This is a genomic window from Streptomyces sp. NPDC050145, assembly GCF_044460245.1.
Classification (GTDB): Bacteria; Actinomycetota; Actinomycetes; order Streptomycetales; family Streptomycetaceae; genus Streptomyces.
Genome location: NZ_JBITJS010000034.1, coordinates 1 through 14645 on the forward strand (window position 1 = coordinate 1; position 14645 = coordinate 14645).

At 74.1% G+C, this 14645-nt stretch carries 14 protein-coding genes; 4 read left to right on the forward strand and 10 right to left on the reverse strand.

Annotated features, from left to right (window positions below; all coding sequences use genetic code 11):
* Positions 1–533, reverse strand: a 533-nt coding sequence (locus ACIBTU_RS38830; protein WP_399131500.1) for a transporter substrate-binding domain-containing protein, incomplete at its 3' end; no start/stop codon positions are given.
* A gap of 295 nt (positions 534–828) precedes the next feature.
* On the opposite strand from ACIBTU_RS38830, the gene ACIBTU_RS38835 reads away from it, so the two are divergent.
* Positions 829–1749, forward strand: a complete 921-nt coding sequence (locus tag ACIBTU_RS38835; RefSeq protein ID WP_399131501.1) for an NAD-dependent protein deacetylase — start codon at positions 829–831, stop codon at positions 1747–1749.
* A gap of 13 nt (positions 1750–1762) precedes the next feature.
* Here ACIBTU_RS38835 and ACIBTU_RS38840 read toward each other — a convergent pair whose 3' ends face one another.
* The 3 genes from ACIBTU_RS38840 to ACIBTU_RS38850 form a co-directional block, all read right to left on the reverse strand.
* Positions 1763–3490 (reverse strand): GAF domain-containing protein, encoded by a 1728-nt coding sequence (locus tag ACIBTU_RS38840; protein ID WP_399131502.1) that lies wholly within the window; start codon positions 3488–3490, stop codon positions 1763–1765.
* 105 nt (positions 3491–3595) lie between these two features.
* A complete protein-coding gene (locus tag ACIBTU_RS38845; RefSeq protein WP_399131503.1) occupies positions 3596–4441 on the reverse strand; it encodes a universal stress protein in 846 nt (281 codons plus the stop codon).
* Positions 4438–5370, reverse strand: coding sequence for a universal stress protein (locus tag ACIBTU_RS38850; RefSeq protein ID WP_399131504.1), 933 nt, complete (start codon positions 5368–5370; stop codon positions 4438–4440). The genes ACIBTU_RS38845 and ACIBTU_RS38850 overlap by 4 nt, the downstream gene beginning before the upstream one ends.
* 260 nt (positions 5371–5630) lie before the next feature.
* Here ACIBTU_RS38850 and ACIBTU_RS38855 point away from each other — a divergent pair, with 260 nt between their 5' ends.
* Complete coding sequence (locus tag ACIBTU_RS38855; RefSeq protein ID WP_399131505.1) at positions 5631–6239, forward strand: hypothetical protein; 609 nt, start codon at positions 5631–5633, stop codon at positions 6237–6239.
* Between the two features lie 18 nt (positions 6240–6257).
* On the opposite strand, the gene ACIBTU_RS38860 is transcribed toward ACIBTU_RS38855, so the two are convergent.
* A complete protein-coding gene (locus ACIBTU_RS38860) occupies positions 6258–6728 on the reverse strand; it encodes a Crp/Fnr family transcriptional regulator (RefSeq protein ID WP_399131506.1) in 471 nt (156 codons plus the stop codon).
* Between the two features lie 167 nt (positions 6729–6895).
* On the opposite strand from ACIBTU_RS38860, the gene ACIBTU_RS38865 reads away from it, so the two are divergent.
* Entirely contained in the window at positions 6896–7540 is a 645-nt protein-coding gene (locus tag ACIBTU_RS38865) for a CBS domain-containing protein (protein WP_399131507.1), read from the forward strand.
* Positions 7541–7655: 115 nt separating this feature from the next.
* A complete protein-coding gene (locus tag ACIBTU_RS38870; RefSeq protein ID WP_399131508.1) occupies positions 7656–8366 on the forward strand; it encodes a response regulator in 711 nt (236 codons plus the stop codon).
* Positions 8367–8383: 17 nt separating this feature from the next.
* On the opposite strand, the gene ACIBTU_RS38875 is transcribed toward ACIBTU_RS38870, so the two are convergent.
* From ACIBTU_RS38875 to ACIBTU_RS38895, 5 genes are all read right to left on the reverse strand, one after another.
* A complete protein-coding gene (locus tag ACIBTU_RS38875) occupies positions 8384–9253 on the reverse strand; it encodes a universal stress protein (protein ID WP_399131509.1) in 870 nt (289 codons plus the stop codon).
* The gene (locus ACIBTU_RS38880) at positions 9250–10338 is read right to left on the reverse strand and encodes an alcohol dehydrogenase catalytic domain-containing protein (RefSeq protein ID WP_399131510.1); all 1089 of its coding nucleotides are present in this window, start codon (positions 10336–10338) and stop codon (positions 9250–9252) included. Before ACIBTU_RS38880 ends, ACIBTU_RS38875 begins: the two co-directional genes overlap by 4 nt.
* Positions 10339–10510: 172 nt before the next feature.
* On the reverse strand, positions 10511–11407 hold the full coding sequence (locus ACIBTU_RS38885; RefSeq protein ID WP_399131511.1) for a universal stress protein: 897 nt from the start codon (positions 11405–11407) through the stop codon (positions 10511–10513).
* Positions 11408–11474: 67 nt separating this feature from the next.
* Complete coding sequence (locus ACIBTU_RS38890) at positions 11475–13019, reverse strand: AMP-binding protein (RefSeq protein WP_399131512.1); 1545 nt, start codon at positions 13017–13019, stop codon at positions 11475–11477.
* 17 nt (positions 13020–13036) lie between these two features.
* Positions 13037–14494, reverse strand: a complete 1458-nt coding sequence (locus ACIBTU_RS38895; RefSeq protein ID WP_399131513.1) for a malonyl-CoA decarboxylase domain-containing protein — start codon at positions 14492–14494, stop codon at positions 13037–13039.
* Positions 14495–14645: the final 151 nt, after the last annotated feature.

Consider the following 14645-nt stretch of genomic DNA (forward strand, 5'->3'; position numbering starts at 1 on the left):
ATGCCCTGGGTCTTGCCCTTCGGGGTGTAGATCGAGACGCCCGCGTTGAAGTAGTCGACGAAGTCGACGCCCTCGCCGACCTTCTTGCCGGTGTCCGAGTCGACACCCTCCTGGCGGTCCTTGGTGTCCGTCATGGCCGACATGGCGATGTCGTAGCGGTTCGAGCGCAGACCGGTGACCAGGGCGTCGAACGTGCCGTTCTCGAACTCGAACTTCACGCCGAGCTGCTTGCCCATCGCGGCCGCGATGTCGGGGTCGATCCCGATCGCGTTGCCCGACTTGTCCTTGAACTCCACCGGCGCGTAGGCGAGATCCGAGCCGACCCGGACGACGCCCTTGTCCCGGATCTCCTTGGGGAGCTTGTCGGCCAACGGCGCGCTCTTCGACCCTCCGGCGGCCTTGGCGTCGTCGTTCCCGCTCCCGGTCTGGTCACCGCAGCCGGTCAGCAGGAGTGCGCCTGCTACGGCGACGGCACCGGCCGCGAACAGCCGGGATCTGGCGCCGGCCGCGCGACGGGCGGTCTGTGCGTTCATCTGGGATTCCTCCTGCGGGACAAGAAGGCGTCGAGGGAGGGCGCCTCGAGGCCTTGGAACGGGGACGGTGATGCGTGAGGGGTGCCGTCGTGCTCGCGGGCACGTCGGCAGGCCCGATGCAGATCCGATGCAGGGCGAGGGGCCGCGTCGAGCGGAACGCGGCGGTGGACACTCTCGCTGGGGTGGGGAGAGCGCCGTCAGGCTATTCCGGGAATGGATCCATGCATAGACCTGGCAGCTGAATATTCTTCAACCGAGACGGGGTGGGCCCCGGCCGGTTCCGTACCCTGGCCGCATGCGCACGCGCCCCACACTGCACTGGACTCCGCCCGACGATCTGCCGCCGGGCACCACGGACCTGGCCCCGCTCGTCGACGTGCTCGGCACCGGCGGGGTCCTCGTGCTCAGCGGCGCCGGGATCTCCACGCAGTCCGGGATCCCCGACTACCGGGGCGAGGGCGGCAGTCTCAGCCGGCACACGCCGATGACCTACCAGGACTTCACGGCGAGCGCCGGGGCCCGGCGCCGGTACTGGGCGCGCAGTCATCTCGGGCGGCGGACCTTCGTCCGGGCCCGGCCCAATCCGGGGCACCGGGCCGTGGCCGCGTTCGGGCGGCACGGGCTGCTCTCGGGGACGATCACGCAGAACGTCGACGGGCTGCACCAGGCCGCCGGCAGCACGGAGGTCGTCGAGCTGCACGGGAGCCTGGACCGGATCGTCTGCCTGTCCTGCGGCACGTTCAGCCCGCGGAACGAGCTGACCCGGCGCCTGGAGGAGGCCAACCCCGGCTTCGCCCCGGTGGCCGCGGCGATCAACCCGGACGGCGACGCCGACCTCACCGACGAGCAGGTCGGCGACTTCCGGGTGGCGCCGTGCGCGGCCTGCGGCGGCGTCCTCAAGCCGGACGTGGTGTTCTTCGGCGAGCCGGTTCCGCCGCGGCGGGTCGAGCAGTGCCGCGAGCTGGTCCGTGCGGCCACGTCCCTGCTGGTCCTGGGTTCCTCGCTGACGGTGATGTCCGGGCTCCGGTTCGTCCGTCAGGCGGCCGCGGCCGGCACACCGGTGCTCATCGTGAACCGGGACCCCACCCGCGGCGACACCCACGCCCACACCCGGATCGCCCTCCCCCTGGGCGAGGCCCTGCCCGCCGCGGCCGCCCGCCTGGGCGTCCCCCTGGACACGCCGGAGGAGACGGTGGCGGTCCCGGACGCCCCCTGAGCCTCGGGCACCCCTAGGCCCCGGCCCGCAGCGGTACGCGCCATTCGAGCAGCGTGCCGCCGTGTTCTCCCCGCGCCGTGACCGACAGTTCGCCGCCCAGGCGCTCGGCCCGCTCCGCCAGGTTCCGCAGGCCGCTGCGCACGACGCCCGGCGGGATGCCGACGCCCTCGTCGCTCACCGCGACCGTCAGGACGCCCGCCTCGGCGACCACCGACACCTCGGCCCGCCGGGACTCCGCGTGCCGGGCCACGTTCGTGAGCGCCTCGCCGATGACGGCGACGACCTCCTCGGCCGTCTGCGCCGGTACGTCCGTGTCGAGCAGTCCCTCCATGCGCAGGGCCGGGGCGTAGCCGAGGGCCGCCGCGGCCGTCTCGACCGCCTTGACGATGCGGCTGCGCAGTTTCGGTGCGACCCCGGCGCGCTCGTGCTCCCGCAGGCCGAAGATGGTGGCCCTGATGATCTTGATGGTGGCGTCGAGGTCGTCGATGGCCCGGGACAGCCGGTGCACGGCCTCGGGATGCTCGACGAAACGCCGGGCGCTCTGCAGGGTCATGCCCGTGGCAAAGAGCCTCTGGATGGCGAGATCGTGCAGGTCGCGGGCGATCCGGTCGCGGTCCTCGAGGAGGCTGACCTGCTCGGCGTCGCGCCGCCGGTCGGCCAGTTCGAGGGCGATCGCCGCCTGCCCGACGAAGGCGGGCAGCGCCGTGGTCTCCACGACCGAGAAGGGGGGCCGCCCGCTGCGCCGGGCAAGGATCAGCACGCCGCTGAGCCGTTCCTTCGTCCCGACGGGGACGGCGACGGCGGGGCCGAAGCCGCGCCACCGCTCGGGCTGCACGGTGACCCGGTCGTCATGTTCCACGTCCACGACCGTGACGAGGCCCTGCTGGGCGAGCGCGGCAGAGGCGAGCGTGCCGGCGCTGCTGGGCAGGACGACACCGTCGTGGACCTCGGAGCCCTCCCCGTGGGCCAGCGACCCGCGCAGCTCGCCGCCCGGCCCGACCATGTAGAAGACCCCGATGTCGGCGTCGGCGATGTCCACGGCACGGTCCACCATGCTGCCGAGCACCTCGTTCTCCTGCGCCCCGGAGAGCAGCGCGCTGGTGAACTCGGTGCTGGCGGCCAGCCAGCGTTGACGCAGCCGTCCTTCCTCGTAGAGGCGGGCGTTCTCGATGGCGATGCCCGCGGCGACGGCGAGGGTGGTCAGGACGGCCTGGTCCTCCGCGTCGAACTCCACGCCGCCGCGCTTCTCCGTCAGGTACAGGTTGCCGAACACCTCGTCGCGGACCCGGATCGGGACGCCCAGGAAGGCGTGCATCGGCGGGTGGTGGGGCGGGAACCCGTACGAGGCGGGGTGGGCGGCCAGTTCGGCGAGGCGCAGCGGGTGCGGGTGCCGGATGAGCTCGCCGAGGATGCCGTGCCCGGAGGGCAGCTCGCCGATCCGCCGGTGGAGCTCGTCGTCGATGCCGACCGGCAGGAAGGCGGAGAGCTTGTTGTCGTCGCCGATGACGCCCAGGGCGCCGTACTCGGCGTCGACGAGGACGACCGCCGCCTCCACGATGCCGCTCAGCACCTGCGGCAGGTCGAGGCCCCGGCCGACGGACATCACGGCGTCGAGGAGTCCGTCGAGGCGCTCGCGGGTGCCCCGCACCTCGTCGATGTGTGCCTGAAGTTCCTCGAGGAGTTCGTCCAGGCGCAGGCGCGGAAGCCGCCCCTCGGCGAATTCGTTGTTCTCCCGGCCCATCGGTTCCTCCGGCGCTACGGCATCGGCCGCTGATGCTCCCTGCCGCCTCCCACGGTAGCCAGGCCGGTGGATCGCCGCACCACTCGCAGGTGTCCGCGGCCCGGCTCAGGAACCGGGTGGGGGTACGACGACCAGGGGGCATTCGGCGTGGTGCAGCAGGCCGTGAGCGGTCGATCCGAGCCGCAGGGCGGTGAAGCCGCCCCCGCCGCGGCGGCCGACGACGAGCGCCAGGGACGCGTGGGCGGCCACGGCGAGCTGCTCGACCGGGTGTCCGCGCAGGATCTCCTGGGTGATCTTCAGGTCCGGGTGCCGGTCGGCCTGCCCGGCGACCGCTTCGGCGAGCGCCCGCTGGCCGGCGTGGCCCGTCGCGTCGTCGCCCTCGGCGAACACCGGCCGGGGCCAGACCCACACCGCGTGCAGCCGCGCGCCGCGCAGGACGGCCTCCTCCACGGCGAAGGCGACGGCGGCCCGGCAGGACACGCTGCCGTCGACGCCGACGACCACGGTGGGCGGATGGTCCACGGCGTGCTCCGGGGACGACACGACGGCGACGGGGGCGTCGGCGCCCGTGATCAGCGGCAGGGCGACCGAGCTCCCGGCGAGGACCTCCGCGACGCGGCCCAGGCGGCGCGATCCCACCACGGTGAGCGCTGCGCCGGCGGCCCGTTCGCCCAGGACGGCGGCCGGCGGCCCGTCGACGAGTTCCGTCACGGGCGAGGGACCCGGGTGCAGGTCACGGACCAGGTCCTCGGCGTCGGCGAGCGCGGCGCCGGCCCGGATGTGCAGGGCGGCGCCGTGGTTGACCGCGTCGTACAGGAGGTGATCGTGGACGGGCGGCACCGCGCAGACCAGGTGCAGCCGCAGGCCGCGCCAGGCGGCTTCGTCGGCTGCCCAGAGCAGGGCGGGGACGGACAGTTCCCAGGGGTCGACACCGACCAGGACCTCGTTCATGGGCCCTCGCCGCCGGTCGGCAGGGAGTGCGGCGGGGCGGGCGGGGCGGCCGTGTGCGGCACGATCTGCACGGGGCAATCGGCGTGGTGGATCAGGGAGTGGGCCACGCGGCCCAGGGCGGGTCCGACGCCGAGGCGGCGGCCGCCCCTGCCCATCACGATCAGATCGGTGTGGTCACTGGCCTGCACGAGGATGCCGGGGGTGCTCGTCCCGGGTTCCACGTGGTGGCGGACGACGAGGTCCGGGTAGACCTCGCGGACCTGGTCGGCCAGGTCCTTCAGGGCGTGCACGCGCTTCCTGGCGGTGCCGTCGAGGTCGTCGAGCATCGTGGCGACGTCTCCCACGTGGGTGAACACGTTCCAGACGCTCACGAGCCGCAGCACGGCCTTGCGCGCCTCGGCCTCCGCCGCGGCGAGCAGCAGCCAGTCGAGGTCCTCCGCGTCGTGCACGGCCGCGGTCACGGAGGCGTGCCGCGGGCGGTCCCCCGCTCCTCGTACGACGACGACGGGCCCTTCGGCGCGGGCCGCCACCCCGAGGCCGACGGAACCCAGCATCAGGGCCGCGAATCCGCCCAGGCCGCGGTGGCCGACGACGACGGTGCCGTGGCGGCCCGCCGCGGCGCGCAGGGCGGCCACCGGCTCCTGGCGGCTCAGTTCGCGGGTGACGACGAGACCCGGGTGTTCGGCGCCGACCGCCTCGGCGAGCTCGACGAGCAGGTCGCGGCCGGCCTCCCGTACGTCCTGGAGGGTGTCGGCGTCGGTGTAGAGCGAGCGCCGGTCGGTGTCGGCCGCGTGGACGAGGTGCAGGGGGCGCTCCCGCCGGACGGCCTCCGCGGCCGCCCACAGCGCCGCGGCGCGTGCCGAAGGGGACCCGTCGACCCCTGCGAAGACGTCTCCGAGCCGGGGTTTCACACGGTCCTCGCTGTCCATGGCTCCTCCTCGGGGGAACCGTCCGGGCTCGCCCCCGCGGCCCCCCGCGGCCCTCGGGGAACGACACCTTCCACGCTCGCACCTCCCCCGCCGCGCTGGGCATGGGCCGTTCGGTCCCCAAAGAGGCCTGCCCGGCCCTGCTGCGCGGCCCGGCGGACGGCCGAGGCTGGGATGACCGGCCCCGACGGGACCGGAACCGTACGAGGGGGTGTCTCGCGGGCGACGCGCCGCGACGGCACGAGCGAGTGCGGAGGCGCACCATGTGGCGACGGACGACACCCGACCCGCCCAATCCGCTGCTGCGGAAGGCGGACCGCACGCGGGCCCGGCTGCGCTCCGCCCTCGTGCCGGTGTGCCTGCTGGCGGTGGTCTGCGGTGCGACGGCGGGCGGGACCGCCTGGCACGAGGGGCAACGGTCCGCCGCCGAGGTCGCGCGGCACCGCCATCTCCTGCCGGCGACGACGGTGTCGGCCCGGATCTACCGGACGGCGGCCCAGCCGGAGAGCGCCCCGGACATCGTCGCCCGGGCGACCTGGCACGACCGCGCCGGCCGGGTCCACACCGGGACCGTGCCGGTGTCCGCCGGCACCCGCACCGGCGACACCGTCATGACGTGGACGGACGATCGCGGGAACGCCGCCGACGCCCCGCCCGGGACCACCGACATCACGATGGCCGCCATCGGGTACGGCGTCGGCGCCTCCTGCGTCGTCGCGCTCACCGCCGGCGCGTTCGTCCGGGTGCGCCTGCGGAGGGTGGACGCGTGCTGTGCGCGGGCCTGGGAGGCCGAGTGGGCGGACGTCGAGCCGGGGTGGTCGGGCCGGCTGCGCCCCGGTCCCGGCCAGGGCCCGGGCCCTGGCGAGAGCTGAGCTCACGGCCCCGGCGCCTCAGAGCCGGTCGCGGTCGCCGCTGCCGTAGGGCGCGTACAGGTCGAGCAGGCGGACCCGGGCGGCCCACAGCCGGTGGGCGAGCACGTCGGCGACCCAGGCGCCGACGGCGGAGCCGAGGCGCGGGTCCGCGTCCATCAGCAGTCGCACGGCGGGAGCGTCGAACTCGTAGGCCCGTACGGGCGTCATCGCGTCGGCGCCGAGCCGCCAGACGTACGGCTTGAACAGCCAGGAGCAGCCGACCAGTTCACCGGCGTCGAGCCGCTCGATGACCGCCGGGCGGCGCCCGGGGACGTGGACGTCGAGGGTGACGGTGCCCGAGCGCACGATCCAGAAGCGGTCGGCGTGTCCGCCCTCGTTGAAGAGCCGGACGCCCGTGTCGAAGTCGGCCTCGCGGGCCAGCTCCAGGAGCCGGGTGCGGCAGTCGGCGGGCATGCCGGCGGCGATGCGAGTGGGGGACGGTGCGCTCATGGCGGCCTCCTCGGGTCGGGCCCGCCTTCAGTCTGGGCAGCGCGCGGGCTTCCGGGGAGGGGCCCGGTGGGCCCCTCCCCGGACCGATCGGCCCTCTCCGCTCCGCATCCCTCCCCGCTCCGCGGCCTGCGGGGCGAGACTGGAAGGAGAGCGAGGAGGTGGCCCCGATGCCCGCCGGACCCCCTGCGCGGTACACGGTCAGCGACGTCATGACGCACACGGCCGTGGCGATCGGCGAGAACGCCCCGTACAAGGAGATCGTCGCCCTCCTGGACCAGTGGAAGGTGAGCGCCCTGCCGGTGCTCGCCGGCGAGGGGCGCGTCGTCGGCGTCGTCTCGGAGGCCGATCTGCTGGTCAAGGAGGCGTTCCGGGGCACGGACCCGCGGCCGGACGAGTTCGCCGGGGCGGCGAAGGCGGGGGCCGTGCGCGCCGGGGAGCTGATGTCGAGCCCGGCGGTGACCGTGCGGGCGGACGCGACCCTGGCCGAGGCCGCCCGGATCATGGCCCGGCGCCGGGTGAAGCGCCTGCCGGTGGTGAGCGACATCGGCCTGCTCGAGGGCGTGTGCAGCCGCAGCGACCTGCTCAAGGTGTTCCTGCGCGAGGACAGCGAGATCGCGTCGGAGATCCGCCGCACCGTCCTCGCCTCGAACGCCCTCACCGGGCTGACCGTGACCGTCGACGAGGGTGTGGCGACGGTGCGGGGCGCGCTCGCCGACCGGGGTCTGGCACCGGTGATCGCGCGCGCCGTGCGGGCCGTGGAGGGGGTGGTGGACGTCGACGTCGACCTCGGCGCCCGTGGAGGCGCCGTCTGACGGAGAATTCTCGTGAGGGCGCACGCCACCGTTCCGTTCCGATCCGTTCCGATCCGTTCCGATCCGTTCCGATCCGTTCCGATCCTTCTGACCGTTTCCGATCTCAGGGGGCGCGATGACCGAGCAGCCGGCAGCGGCTCCCGCGGGGCCGCCCACCCGGGTCTTCCTGGTGGACGACCACGAGGTCGTGCGCCGGGGCCTGCGCGACCTGATCGACGACGAGCCCGACCTGCACGTGGTCGGTGAGGCCTCCACCGCCGGCCAGGCGCTCGCCCGGGGCCCCGCCCTCGCGCCCGACGTGGCCGTCCTCGACGTACGGCTGCCCGACGGGGACGGGATCGGTGTGTGCCGGGAGCTGCGGTCCCGGATGCCCGGTCTGGCCTGTCTGATGCTCACGTCGTTCGACGACGAGGACGCCCTGCTCGACGCCATCATGGCCGGGGCCGCCGGCTACGTCCTCAAGCAGATCAAGGGCTCCGACCTCGTCTCGGCGGTACGCACCGTGGCGACGGGCCAGTCGATGCTGGATCCGGCGACCACCGCCCGCCTGATGCACTCCCTGCGGGACACCGACGCGGCGAAACCGCCCGCCGACGACCGCCTCGCGGCCCTGTCCGACCGGGAACGCTCGGTCCTCGACCTGATCGGCGAGGGACTCACCAACCGGCAGATCGCCCAGCGCCTCTACCTCTCCGAGAAGACCGTCAAGAACCACATCTCCCGCCTGCTCGGCAAACTCAGCGTCGAACGCCGCGTCCAGGCCGCCGTGATCGCCACGCAGGCCCGTGACGCGCAGGCCCGGCCTCAGCACGCCGACGACGCCTGAGCGGTCCGTTCGCGGGGTCACCCGGCGGGTTCGGCCGGCACGGTGATCACGGGGCAGTGCGCGCGGTGCAGCAGTCCGTGCACGACGGAGCCGAGGCGCATGCCGGTGTAGCCGCCGCGGCCCCGGCGTCCGACGACGACGGCGACGGCGTGTTCGGCGGACTCCGCGAGCCGTTCCACGGGCGAACCGGCCAGGACCTCGTGGGTGATCGTGATGTCGGGGTACTTCTCGGCCCAGCGGGCGGTCTCCTCCGCGAGCAGCAGCCGCTCGCCGTCCAGCCACGCGCCCTCCGGCCGCGTGGGGAACAGCGGTGGCTGCCGGACGGCGACGGCGCGCAGCAGGCAGCCCCGGAGGTCCGCCTCCTCGCAGGCCAGGGCGAGCGCGCTCTGTGCGGACGGGCTCCCGTCGATGCCCACGACGAGGTACGGGTACTCCTGGGTGCGGTGTTCCGCGTCGCCCACGACGGCGACGGGGCAGCGCGCCTGGGCGGTGACGGGGACCACGAGGGAGCCCGCGTCGGGGAACTCCTCGGTGCGGCTGAGGTGCCGCGAGCCGAGGACCATCAGGGCTGCCTCCTGCGCGAGGCCCGCGAGGACGGCCGCGGGGGCGCCGCGGAGCAGTGCGGAGCTGACATTCAGCCCGGGGTGACGGGCCCGGGCCCCGTCGGCCGCCCGGCGCAGCGCCTCCGCCCTCGCCTCGGCCCGTGCCCGGTACCGGGCGGCGTCGACGGCGTGCCAGGTGTCGCGCGCCGGCTCCATGGCGACGACCAGGCGCAGCGGGAGGCCGCGCCGGTGGGCCTCGTCGGCGGCCCACGCCGTCGCGAGGCGGCCGGTGCGGGCGGGGTCGACGGCGGCGACGACGGTGCGGCGCCCGGTGCCGGTGGTCATGACGACGCTCCGGCGTGCAGCGGGGTGGCCGTGAGCTCGGTGTGCCGCGGGCCGCCCAGGGCGACCTTGATCGCGCCGGTCTCCGAAGCGCGCCCGAAGACGTCGTACGCCTCCTCCATCTGCCCGAGCGCGAACCGGTGCGTGACCAGGTCCGCCGTGGGGAGGCGGCCGGCTGTCATCATGCTCAGCAGCATCGGGGTCGAGCAGGTGTCGACGAGGCCCGTGGTGATGGTGACGTCCTTGATCCACAGATCTTCCAGGTGCAGCGCGACGGGCCGGCCGTGGACGCCGATGTTGGCGACGCGGCCGCCGGGGCGGACCATCCGCGTGCACATCTCGAACGTCTCGGGGGCACCCACCGCCTCCATGACCACATCGGCGCCGAGCCCGCCGGTCAGTTCGGCGACGAGTTCCTCGGGTCCGTCGTCCGCGGCGACGACGGCGTCCGCGCCCATCCGGCTCGCGGCCTCCAGGCGGGATGCCGCCAGGTCCACGGCGATGATCCGGCCGGGGCTGTAGAGGTGGGCGGTGAGGATCGCGGCGAGACCGACGGGGCCGGCGCCGACCACGACGACGGTGTCGCCGGGGCGGACGCGGCCGTTGAGGACGCCGACCTCGTAGGCGGTGGGGAAGATGTCCGCGAGCAGCACGGCGTCGAAGCTGTCTACCGCGTTCGACAGGGGGTGCACGGACAGGTCGGCGAAGGGGACGCGTACGTACTCGGCCTGGGTGCCGTCGACGAGGTGGCCCAGTACCCAGCCGCCTCCGCCGCGGCACTGGCCGTAGCGCCGCTCGCGGCAGAACCGGCACCGGCCGCACGAGGACACGCAGGAGATCAGGACCCGGTCGCCGGGGCGCACGGTGCGCACGTCGGCGCCGGTCTCGACGACCGTGCCGACCGCCTCGTGGCCGAGGATCCGGCCGGGCTCCACATCGGGGACGTGCCCTTTGACGATGTGCAGGTCCGTTCCGCAGAGGGTGACGGCGTCGACGCGGACGATCGCGTCCGTCGCGTCCTGGACTGCGGGGTCGGGTGCGTTCTGCCAGGCGACCTCTCCGGGGCCCTGGAACACGAGAGCCTTCATGTCGATCGCCTTCCGCGCGGTCCGCGGGTCCGTTTCCCACGGCGCTCACCGTCCAGGCTGCTCCCGCCCCGGTGTGCGGCGCATGGGCCGGTCGGCCCCCGGGTCGGGCCCCCTCGGGCCCTGCCGTGCGCTCCGGCCGGGGGTCAGGGTGGGGGCGCGGCCGAAGGAGACGTCATGACGGCGGAGCGTCGTCCGGGGCAGGCTGCGGGACGATCGCGACGGGGCACGCGGCGTGGTGCAGGGCGCGGTGGGCGACTCGGCCCAGTTGGAGACCGCCCCAGTGATGGCGGTGGCCGGCGCCGAGCACCAGGAGGTCGGCGGCGGCGGACCGGTCCGTGAGGACGCGGTGCGGGGCACCTTGCGCGAGGCTTCGGCGCAGGCGTACCTCGGGGTGCGCGGACACCGCCGCTTCGAGCGCCCCGTCCAGGGTCTCCGCGGCGCGGTGTTCGAAGAAGGGGGCCTCGTCCCGGGTCAGGAGGGGGTGGTCGACGGGTTCGTGTGCGGGCTTGCGCCAGGTGTGGACCGCCTCGAGCTCCGCCTTGCGGACCGCCGCCTCGCGGAAGGCGAAGCGGACGGCCGGGGAGTCCGTGTCGTGCTCACCGACGCCGAGCAGGATCCGGTCGTGCCGCGCTTCCCGGGCGCTGCGGTCACCGCGGACGACGACGACCGGGCACGAGGAGCGGGCGGCAACGACCAGGCCGACCGACCCGAGCAGCAGGTCGCCCATCTCGCTGCGCCCCCGCGACCCCACGATCAGGACGGCGGCGGCCCGCCCCGCTCGCAGCAGCGCCCCCGCGGCGTCCTCACCGGCCACATACGTGGTGACGGTGACGGCGCGGGACCGGTTACGCGCCCGCTCCACGGCTCCGCCGACGATGTTCTCGGCGAGGACCTGGCCCCAGGGGCGCTCGCCCGCACCGTCCGGTGCGGAGCCCTCGTACCGCTCCCACAGCGAGGCGTGCACGATCTGCAGGGGCCGCCCGTGCCGCGCCGCCTCGTCGACGGCCCAGTCCAGCGCTCTCAGGCTCCCTTCGGAGCCGTCGACGCCCACCACCAGAGGAGCTTCCATCGGGCCCACCGCCTCTCGGTCGCGGGGCGTCCCGTCCTTCCACGCTCGCACCGCCGCCGGGCTGCGGCTAGGGCCGGTCGGTCCCGAGCGCGTCCGGGCCCGCGAACAGGTCCTGGTACCGCTTGCGCAGTTCGGCCTTCTGCACCTTGCCCATCACGTTGCGGGGCAGCGCCTCGACGATCCGTACGGCACGCGGGTGCTTGAAGCGGGCGAGGTCGCCCGCGACGCACTTCAGCAGGTCGGCCTCCGAGGGCTCCTGGCCGGGCGCCGGGACGACGACGGCGACCACCGTCTCGCCGAAGTCCGGGTGCGGGACGCCGATCACGGCGGACTCCAGGACGGCCGGGTGGGCGTCGAGCAGTTCCTCGATCTCCTTGGGGTAGATGTTGTAGCCGCCGGAGATGACGAGGTCCTTGCCCCGGCCGACGATGCAGAGGTAGCCGTCCTCGTCGATCCGGCCGAGGTCGCCGGTGATGAAGAAGCCGTCCGCGCGGAACTCGGCGGCGGTCTTCTCCGGCATCTGCCAGTACCCGCTGAAGACGTTCGGGCCGCGCACCTCGATGCTGCCGACCTCGCCGTCCGGCAGCGGCGCGCCGCTCTCACCGTCGACGACCCGGATCTCGGTGCCGGGCAGCGGCCTGCCGACGGTGCCGGGCTTGCGCGGGCCGCCCTCGTACGGGTTGGTGGTGTTCATGCCGGTCTCGGTCATCCCGTAACGCTCGAGGATCGCGTGTCCGGTACGGGCCTCGAAGGCCTCGTGGTCGCTCGCGAGCAGCGGCGCGGAGCCGGAGACGAACAGCCGCATCGACGCGCAGGTCTCCGGGGTGAGCCGCTCGTGCCTGGCCATCCGCGTGTAGAAGGTCGGCACGCCCATGAGCACCGTGGCCCGGGGCAACAGGTCCACGACCGTGTCGGCGTCGAACTTCGGCAGGTAGTACAGGGAGGCGCCGGCCACCAGGGCCATGTTCGCGGCGACGAAGAGGCCGTGGACGTGGAAGATCGGCAGGGCATGGATCAGCCGGTCCCGGTCGGTGAACCGCCAGGCCTCCAGGAGGGCCGCGCAGTTGGAGGCGAGGTTGCCGTGGGTCAGGACGGCGCCCTTGGAGCGGCCGGTGGTGCCGGAGGTGTAGAGGATGGCCGCCGGGTCGTCGGCGGCGGCGTCGACGGCCTCGTCGTGCCGGCCCTCGCCCTCCAGGAGGGTGCCGTCGCCCTGGGTGCCGAGGGTCTCGACGACGAGGTCCGGGCCCGCGCGGTGGGCGTGGTCGGCCTGCCGCTGCGGGGAGCAGACGAGCACGCGCGGCCGGGCGTCGCCGATGAAGTACTCCATCTCGGCGCCGGTGTACGCGGTGTTGAGCGGCAGGAAGACACCGCCGATCCGCAGGGTCGCCAGGTAGAGGGCGATGGCCTCCGGGGACTTGTCCACCTGCATGGCGACCCGGTCACCGGGGGTGACGCCGTCGGCGACGAGCCGGGCGGCGATGCGGGCCACGGTGTCGGCGGTCTCGCGGTAGGTGATCTTCCGGCCGTCGGGCAGTTCGAAGAGCGCCTTGTCGGGCCGTCGCTCCACCTGCTCGGCGAAGGACCGGTGGACGGTGGTGAAGGGGAGTGCCATCGGGCGGTGTTCCTCTCTCATCGATCGCTCGGAGCGACGGAAGTCGGTGCTGCGGAAGTCGGTGCTGCGGAAGAAGTGGGTGCTGCGGGGATCGGTGCTGCGGAAGTACGGGCTTCGGGGACGGGGAAGGCGGCGCGGAGCGGGCCGCCGAGGGCGACGGTGCCGCGGCGGACGAAGTCCTCGTGCCGGCGCTCCAGCTGCCCCGGCTCGTAGCGGTAGTTGATCATCGCGCCGTACGACTGCCGCCATGCCTCGGCGGAGTCGTTCGCCGGCCAGTTCAACTGCCAGGCGGCGGCTCCGTTACCCAGGTGGAAGCGGGCGACCGGGTCGAGGGGGCGTCCGTCGGCGCGCCGCTCGACGGCGACGTACCGGGCCAGGGCGGGCAGGAGCCGGGTGCGGATCCGCTCGGTGTCCGCCGCGGCGAGGTCCGCCGTCCCCTCCAGGGCGTCCAGCTCCCGTACGAGAGCGTCGAGCCCTGCGTCCTGTGCGGCCTGCTCGCCGAGCCAGCGCCGGAATCCGGGGAGCGGCGAGAGCGTGGCGAACTGGGTCAGGTGCGGGAGCTGTTCGCCGACCTGCTCGATGACCTGCTTGATGAGGAAGCTGCCGAAGGAGACTCCGGCGAGGCCGTCCAGGGCGTTGTTGATCGAGTAGAGGGCCGCCGTGTCGGCGTCGGTGGGCCTCAGGGCCGGGCCGGGATCCAGGAGCGGTGCGATCCGGTCGGGCAGGCCGCGCACCAGGGCGACCTCGACGAAGATCAACGGCACGTCTCCGGTGGCCGGGTGGAAGAACGCGTAGACGGCACGGTCCTCGGGGTCGAGGCGGCGGCGTAGTTCGGCCCCGCTCCCCATCGGGTGGACCTGCTCGCCCCGCATGAGGTGCTCGTGCAGCTCCCCGGGCGCGTCTCCGGTGACCTCGGCCATGCGCAGGAAGCCGCGGTTGAACCAGGAGGTGAGCAGGTGGTGGAAGTCGTGGTCGAGGGGGCGCAGCTCGGGGTCGTGGCGCATCAGCCGGCGCAGGTCGGCGCGCATCTCGACGAGGGCGAGGGTGGCGTCGGGGGCGTGGTTCATACGGCGCAGCAGCTGCTGGCGGGGCGGTTCGACCACGTCGAAGAGCCGGACCAGCTCCTGTTCACCGCGCGATCCGGCGGCACGGGCCACCTCCCAGCGGTGGAAGGCCGCGCGGACCCGGTCGGCGTCGGCGTCGTAGGTCCGGGTGACGTGCCGGAAGAAGGCACGCTTGCCGTCGTCGTCGAGGGCGTCGTAGGCGGCGAGGGCGCGGGTCGCGACCGCGCGCATCGAGGCCTCGCCGACGTCGCTCATCAGGACCTCGCAGGCGGCGAGCAGCTGGTCCAGCGGGGAGTCGAGTGGAAGATCCGACGGTGGCGCGGCTGGTTCCCCGCCGGGGGCGGACGCGGCGCGCCGACGCCCGAGCACCTGGAACAGGTCGGTCAGCAGCCAGCCGTCGTGACGTTCCATGTCCGCACCTTCCGTACGTCTCAGGTCGCGCGCGCCCCGGCCGTCGTCTCGTCGCCCGATCGCCCTCGCCTGCCCTCAGCATGAAATCCATGAGGGCGGGCGATATATATAACAGCGCCACCGTAAGACACATCAGGGCATGAGCACCACC